The sequence below is a fragment of the Mycobacterium sp. TH-M116 genome, from assembly GCF_057473685.1.
Window position 1 is genome coordinate 1 of the sequence record NZ_JBYCLC010000046.1, and the last position, 6,836, is coordinate 6,836.

8 protein-coding genes are annotated in these 6,836 nt (G+C 68.2%); 2 read left to right on the plus strand and 6 right to left on the minus strand.

The genetic code is table 11. From position 1 onward, the window contains the following. A partial coding sequence (locus AC2VOK_RS02010; RefSeq protein WP_428898986.1) for an alpha/beta fold hydrolase occupies window positions 1-629 on the minus strand: 629 nt, incomplete at its 3' end. A 455-nt stretch (window positions 630-1,084) separates the two neighbouring features. Between AC2VOK_RS02010 and AC2VOK_RS02015 the strand changes: the two genes are divergently transcribed. Continuing rightward, window positions 1,085-1,456 carry an integrase gene (locus tag AC2VOK_RS02015; RefSeq protein WP_428898987.1) on the plus strand — a complete coding sequence of 124 codons (372 nt, stop codon included), beginning with the start codon at window positions 1,085-1,087 and terminating at the stop codon, window positions 1,454-1,456. A gap of 13 nt (window positions 1,457-1,469) precedes the next feature. On the opposite strand, the gene AC2VOK_RS02020 is transcribed toward AC2VOK_RS02015, so the two are convergent. After that, on the minus strand, window positions 1,470-1,592 hold the full coding sequence (locus tag AC2VOK_RS02020) for a hypothetical protein (protein WP_428898988.1): 123 nt from the start codon (window positions 1,590-1,592) through the stop codon (window positions 1,470-1,472). A 232-nt stretch (window positions 1,593-1,824) separates the two neighbouring features. Between AC2VOK_RS02020 and AC2VOK_RS02025 the strand changes: the two genes are divergently transcribed. Then, on the plus strand, window positions 1,825-3,369 hold the full coding sequence (locus AC2VOK_RS02025; RefSeq protein WP_428898989.1) for an LCP family protein: 1,545 nt from the start codon (window positions 1,825-1,827) through the stop codon (window positions 3,367-3,369). 201 nt (window positions 3,370-3,570) lie between these two features. Here the strand turns inward: AC2VOK_RS02025 and AC2VOK_RS02030 are convergent, their stop codons facing one another. The 4 genes from AC2VOK_RS02030 to AC2VOK_RS02045 form a co-directional block, all read right to left on the minus strand. Further along, window positions 3,571-4,362 (minus strand): SDR family NAD(P)-dependent oxidoreductase, encoded by a 792-nt coding sequence (locus AC2VOK_RS02030; protein WP_428898990.1) that lies wholly within the window; start codon window positions 4,360-4,362, stop codon window positions 3,571-3,573. A gap of 58 nt (window positions 4,363-4,420) precedes the next feature. Beyond that, window positions 4,421-5,251: an SDR family oxidoreductase gene (locus AC2VOK_RS02035; RefSeq protein ID WP_428898991.1), complete on the minus strand. Its 831-nt coding sequence runs from the start codon at window positions 5,249-5,251 to the stop codon at window positions 4,421-4,423. 77 nt (window positions 5,252-5,328) lie between these two features. Continuing rightward, window positions 5,329-6,270, minus strand: coding sequence for an enoyl-CoA hydratase (locus AC2VOK_RS02040; RefSeq protein ID WP_428898992.1), 942 nt, complete (start codon window positions 6,268-6,270; stop codon window positions 5,329-5,331). Window positions 6,271-6,439: 169 nt separating this feature from the next. Further along, window positions 6,440-6,836: hypothetical protein (locus AC2VOK_RS02045; RefSeq protein ID WP_428898993.1), on the minus strand; the 397-nt coding region annotated here is incomplete at its 5' end.

Sequence of the window (6,836 nt, forward strand, 5' to 3'; positions counted from 1 at the left end):
ACCTCCATCGCCGGGTGCGCCGCGGTACCGCTGATGAACTTCGGATCCCAATGCCAGTACCAGCGATCACCGCGGCGGCGCAGGTTGGTGGTCAGTCCCCCGAGGTCGCTCGGCCGGGGGCGGTGCGGGTTGTACTCGGCGATCGCATCCGCGACCTCGTCCAAAGAGCCGAATCCCGATTCCACCCGCTCGGCCATGAACGCATGAATCCGGCTCGCCCCGGACTGCTCCATGTTCGGCACGATGTCGACGAGCACTACCGCGCCGGCGATGCCCGGCGAAAGCTCCCCGGCCAGCAGCATCGAGGTGAACCCGCCCAGCGAGGCCCCCACCAGCACGGGTTTCTGCGGCAGGCCACGCAGTACTTCCTGCACGTCACGCGCGAAACTGATGACGCGATAGTCGCCGTCGCCGGACCAGTCGGATTCTCCGTGCCCCCGCAGGTCGACCGTGACGGCCTGCCATCCGCGCCTGGCGACTGCGGTGGCCGCCTTGGCCCACGATCGGCGCGTCTGCCCGCCACCGTGCAAGAACACGACGGCACGAGCCTGCGGATCACCCAGTCGGTCGCAGGCGATGCGCACACCGCCCGGCCCGGACGCGGCAAACGGTTCAGGGTCTGCGGACATCGCCCCATGCCCGTCCGGGCCGTTCAGCGGTCATCAACGGATACTAGAACGCCGAAGCGGGTACACCCCCGCCGCAGGGTAGGCAACCGCCGGGCAACTGCCCGAAGCCGGCTGCGCGAATGCCGGGAAACCGTGATCTCGCCCGGCGCGCACACCGAGCAGTCGATGGTGTCGGCGCGCAGCGAGTTCCCTTCCTGACGAAGGCCACTTTCACCGCGCCGCGCCGGCCGTTGATCGCGCCGGAATTCGGTTGAGACTGTCACCACGCCGGGGTCCTGTCCGTGCCAGAGAACGCCAAAAGCACCGGACAGCCCATGCCCCTACCATGAGGGCGTGCGGCAGGGCGGCGTTGGCACCGCGATTCCCGCCTTCGCTGCGCCCACGCCTGGTTCGCGTTTGGAGGTCGAAACCCGGGAGGAATCATGCACTACATGAAGAGCTGTCTCAGCCGAGGCGTGAGAGCCCTCGCCGGCCCGGTCGTGGCCGTGGCGGCACTGCTGAGCTTTGCCATACCCGCACACATCGCACTGGCCGATACCCGTCAAAGCACCTGCGGCACAACCGCCCGGTGCCCGCTCGGCCCGGCTCCGGACGGCGGTGATCAAGGGACCGCCGAGCGGCAGATCATGAACGGGTACGTCGACAACGAGAAAGGATGCCGACCCGACGGAACACCCGATCCGCAGTCCGTCACCTGGGATCCCCCGGGCTTCCAGCCGAACACCGGCGGATCGGGGACGATCACCGACGCGGATCCGCACCTGGGCGGGCAGTTTCGCGCCGATTGGGTGAACGGACAATGGCATATCGAGTACCCGCACTGCTGAACTTCCGTTTCGGTCACGCCGCCACCGTGATGTGGTCGCTCCGGAGCGCGTCGCGACCGGCCGCGTCGAGGCCGCCGTGCGGTGCCGAATCCGCCGTCTCGAACCCGTAGCGGAATGGCGCCGATTCCGTGGGCACCGTGCAAATCCTGAGATCGTCCTGAGATGTGCGCACGCAAACCTGCTGGTAGCGTGGTCGCGGCGGTCGCGAATGCCGCCGATCCGCCAGCGAGAGCCCCATACCGCCCCGACGTTCCGCTTTGGGGTCTCGCAGCAAGCTACCGCATACTGGGAGCCGTGCCAGAAGTGACATCACCGCAAACCGCTGACGCGGTGCCGGTTGGTGCGCCGGCCACGGCTCGAGACCTCTGATGGCGCGCTCGGGCGCGCGCCACCGTCATCGGGCCGTCAAACAACCGTCACGACTACGGCAGGCGCTGACGCGTGCCGTGATGGCGCTGGCCTCGGTGGCCGCGGTGACGCTGACCGGTGCGGGATATTACGTTGCCCACGGCGCGCTCGGCGGCATCACCGTCTCGCAGGCGCTGAGCCCGGAAGACCCCCATTCCAGCGGTGACGGCGTGAACATCCTGCTCATCGGGCTGGACTCACGCAAAGACCAGGACGGCAACGACCTGCCCTGGTCCATCCTGAAGCATTTGCACGCGGGCGATTCCGACGACGGCGGCTACAACACCAACACGCTGATAATGGTGCACGTCGGCGCCGACGACAAAGTGGTGGCCTTCTCAATCCCCCGAGACGACTGGGTGCGGTTCAACGGCGTCCCCGGCTACGACCACATCAAGATCAAAGAAGCGTACGGGCTGACCAAGCAATACGTGGCACAGAAGCTGGCCGACCAGGGCGTGAGCAGCCAGAAGGAACTGGAGACCAAGGGCCGCGAGGCCGGGCGGTCGGCGACCTTGCGCGCGGTGCGGAACCTGACCGGCGTTCCCATCGACTATTTCGCCGAGGTCAACCTGGCCGGGTTCTACGACTTGACGAAGGCGCTGGGCGGCGTGCAGGTCTGCCTCAAGCAGGCCGTCTACGACTCGTATTCCGGTGCGAACTTCCCCGCCGGGCCCCAGACACTGGACGCCGCGGAGGCGCTGGCGTTCGTTCGGCAGCGTCACGGCCTGGAGAACGGCGACCTGGACCGCACCCACCGCCAGCAGGCCTTCCTGTCATCGGTCATGCACGAACTGCAGGAGTCGGGCACCTTCACCAACCTGGACAAACTCACGAGCCTGATGGCGGTGGCACGCAAAGACGTCGTCCTGTCGGCCGGCTGGAACGAAGAGTTGATCCAGCGCCTGGGCGAACTGGCCGGCGGCAACGTCGAGTTCCGGACGCTGCCCGTGGTGCGCTATGACAACATCGACGGCCTGGACGTCAACATCGTCGACCCGGCGGCGATCAAGGCCGAGGTGGCCCGGGCGATCGGCGCCGCCCCGCCGACGACCCCAACCACCACGACCGCCGCCAAACCGAACCCCGACACCATCGTCGACGTGATCAATTCCGGCAACATCAGCGGCCTCGCCTCCACCGTTTCCCACGCGCTGAAAAAGCAGGGCTACACCGCGGGCCAGGTCCGCGACCGTGAGTCCGGCGAGCCCACCGCCACGACACTCGACTACGGCGTCGGCGCGCAGACCGATGCGCGCAACGTGGCCGGCCTGCTCGGCCTGGATGCGCCGAAGAACCCCGACCCCTACCTCAAGCCCGGACACATCCGCGTGACCCTGGCCACCGACTACTCAATGCCGGACCAGGACGACAGCAGCGACGAAACCACCACCACGACCGCGTCCAGCAAGGCCAGCTCGTACGGGTACTGGAGCACCAGCACCTACCCGTCGCCCGATCCGGGCAAGCCCATCGACGGCGGCGGGGTGCCCTGCGTCAATTAGGCGCCCTCCGCGCGCGAGGTCAATTAGGCGCCCTCCGCGCGCGAGGTCAATTAGGCGCCCTCCGCGCGCGGGGTCAATTAGGCGCCCTCCGCGCGCGAGGTCGGCTCGGGCACCCTCGCCCAACGTGAAATCACGGCGAATTTTCGGCGATTTTTTCGCCGTGCGTTCACGTTCGGCGCAGCGAAGCTTCCCGGTAGTCTCTCAGGCGTGCGTTCCGCCGTCGATGCGGATCTCGGTGCCCGTGATGAACCCTCCGTCCTCGGACACCAGCATGGCGATCACCCCGGCGACCACCGCGGGATCGGCCATGCCCGCACCGCTGGACTCCACCGTGGTGGGCAGGATCGGCATCAGCCTGGAGAACAGCGACCAGTCGGCGTCCTGCGGGATGTAACCGCCGGTCGCATCGGTGATCCCCGACTTGATGCTGCCCGGCGCCACACACACCGCACGCAGGCCCTTGCGCGCGTATTCGAGCGCCAGCGAGTGCGTGAAGGCCTGGATCCCGCCCTTGCTGGCCGCGTAGGCCGCCATGTACGGGTGGGCGAACGAGGCCGAGGTGGAGCTGAAGTTCACCACCGCGCTGCGCGGGTTGGCCAGCAGCGCCGGAAGTGCTTCCCGGACCACCAGGAACGTGCCGGTCAGGTTGACGCCGACGATCCGATTCCACAGCTCGAGGGTGGTCTCATGCGTGTGCGCGGCGCGCAGCATGCCGGCGGCGTTGACGAGCGAATCCAGGCCGCCGAGCGCGTCCGCGGCCCCGCGCACGCCGGCGGTCACCGAGTGCTCGTCGGCGACGTCCATCGCACACGCGATGAAGCGCTCGACGGTGCCGGCCTGGGCCGCCCGGGCCCGGGTCGCGTCCAGGCCGTCGGTCGCGATGTCGGCGGCCACCACCGCGGCGCCCTCATCCAGCAAACGCAGGGCTGTGGCCTGGCCGATCCCCGACGCTGCTCCCGTCACCAGGATCCGCTTGCCCTCGAGTCGCTTCATCTGCCGCTCCTGTTGTCTCGTCCGTAGGCGTGCCCATCATCGCAGGGCCGGGACGCGGTCAGACCACCCCGCGTAGCCCGTCGGCGCCGAACGCGGGTTCCAGCATCGCTGAGAAATCCGGGCCCCGGCGCAGCATGTGGCCACCGTCGACGTTGATGCACTGCCCGGTGATCCAGCTCGCCGCGTCGCTCAGCAGGAACATCGCCAGGTTGGCGACGTCTTCGGCCTCCCCCGGCCGGGGCAACGGGGTGCAGTTGCGGTAGTCCTCGCTCAGCTCCGGCGACCCGGTGATCGGCGCAACCAGATCGGTGCGGATCAGGCCCGGACGGATGCTGTTGACCCGCACCCAGGACGGGCCGAGCTCGTCGGCGGCCAGCATCATCATGTGGTCCACGGCCGACTTGGTCACCCCGTAGGCGCCGAACCAGCGATGGGTGTTGCTGGCCGCGATCGACGAGATCCCGACGAACGAACCGCCGCCACCACGCACCAACTCGCGGGCCGCGTGCTTGAGCACATACATGGTCCCGTTGACGTTGAGGTCGACGGTGCGGCGCCATGCCTCCGAGTCGACCTGGGTGATCGGGCCGATGGTCTCCGATCCGCCCGCGCAATGCACCGCACCGTGGAGGCGACCCTGCCATGCCGTGGCGACCTCGACCGCGCGCGCGGCCTCCTCCTCATTGGTGACGTCGGTGGGCTCGTAGCGGATCGCGCCGCCCGCATCGACGGCCTCGATTTCCTTCACGGCAGACGCAAGGCGATCGGCGTTGCGTCCGACGATCATCACCGAAGCCCCAGCCTCGACCAGCCCGGCGGCCACCCCCTTGCCGATTCCGCTGCCACCACCGGTGACGAGATAGGTCCGGTCCTGGAAAGAAAGCTGCACGCAAGGCCCCTCACGCCGAAACTGAAACAGGTTCTCGCTATCGAACCACGCGCGTGTCGGCGCGCACCAGCGAACGGTTACGGCGTATCGCGGCGCGCCAGCTTCGTCGGCTTGGCGTTGCGCCAGTCCTCGACGTCGGGCGGTAGGCCGACCGGATACTTGTTCTCGTTGTGCGCGGCCCAATGGGCGTGGCCCAATTCGTGGATGTGGAACGCGTGCCGCAGCGCCTCGGTGAATCCCATCGCGTCGGAGGCGGCGTTGACCGAGTCCTTGACCAGCAGGGCCGCCATCGTCGGACGCTCGGCGATGCGCCGGGCGAATTCCAGGGTCTTCTCGGCCAATTCGTCGACCGGAAAAACCTTGGACACCATGCCCAGCCGATAGGCCTCCTCGACGTCCAGCGAGTCACCGGTCAGCAACAGCTCCTTGGCCTTGCGCGGACCGAATTCCCAAGGGTGGGCGTAATATTCGACTCCCGGCATGCCCAAGCGCACCGCCACCACGTCGCTGAACTTCGCATTGTCGGCGGCGACGATCAGGTCGCACGCCCACACCAGCATCAGGCCCGCCGAAATCACGTTGCCCTGCACCTGCGCGATGGTGATCTTGCGCAGATCCCGCCAGCGGCAGGTGTTCTGGAAATAGTAGTGCCACTCCTGCAGGTATGTCTTTTCCGCGATCGGATCGCGGGTCGCGCCGTGGGACCGGAATGTCGGATGCTGTCCCGGTCCGGGTCGGCGCTCCAGCAGTGCGGCCTCCGAACCCAAGTCGTGACCGGCGGAGAAATTCTTACCGCGCGCGGCCAGGATCACCACCCTGACCTTGTCGTCGGCCTCGGCGCGGCCGAACGCCTCGTCGAGCTGCACCAGCAGGGTGCGGTTCTGGGCGTTGTGGGCGTCGGGCCTGTTGAGCCAGATCCGGGCGACCCGGCCCTCGTCGAGCGTTTCGTAGGACACCGACTCCTGCTCGTCGGCCCTGGTTGAGCCCGCTTGACCTGCGGCTTGCTCAGACAGCGTCACTGCGCCCACCTCACTCTGTGTCGACTCGGAGTCGGCCCTCGGTCCGCTCCAGATCGTTTACACATTACGGCCAGAGTGTAAGAGTGCCATCAGGGGGATGACCGTCTTGACGACCGTGCGCGGTCCGCGTCGGACAGACCCGCCGCCACCGATTCGAAAGCACGCCGGATCAGGCCTGTTCCAACGCCGCCGCCAGCAGCGCCGCGGCCGATTTGAGCAGTCGCAGCGAACGCTCGAGGTCTGCGTTCTCCCGCCTCAACAGCTCGGCCTCGGATCGGTCGCAGGCCCCGGCCGCGCCGCCGTGGTCGATCGCGCCCGCGCGGCTCCGCTCATGCACGGTCTCGGTGACCGTGTTGCCGTGCGTGTCGGTGACCGCCCGGATCGCCATGCGCTCAATGTCGTGGCGCCCATGCACGGGCGCCGCGGAGCGTTTGTCCTGCGGACACGAGCCCCCGTTGACCGTCCCGGGCGTCGACACCGCCCTCAACTGTGGGGGCGGCCCGGATGCCGGGCCGAGGACCGCCTGCGCGGCGACGTGCGGCGTGGCCGCTGGCCGCTGCTCGACC

Excerpts from the sequence above, each read along its gene's own strand:
- AC2VOK_RS02025 (WP_428898989.1), top strand. The coding sequence starts at position 1,825 with ATGGCGCGCTCGGGCGCGCGCCACCGTCATCGGGCCGTCAAACAACCG.
- AC2VOK_RS02030 (WP_428898990.1), bottom strand. The coding sequence starts at position 4,362 with ATGAAGCGACTCGAGGGCAAGCGGATCCTGGTGACGGGAGCAGCGTCG.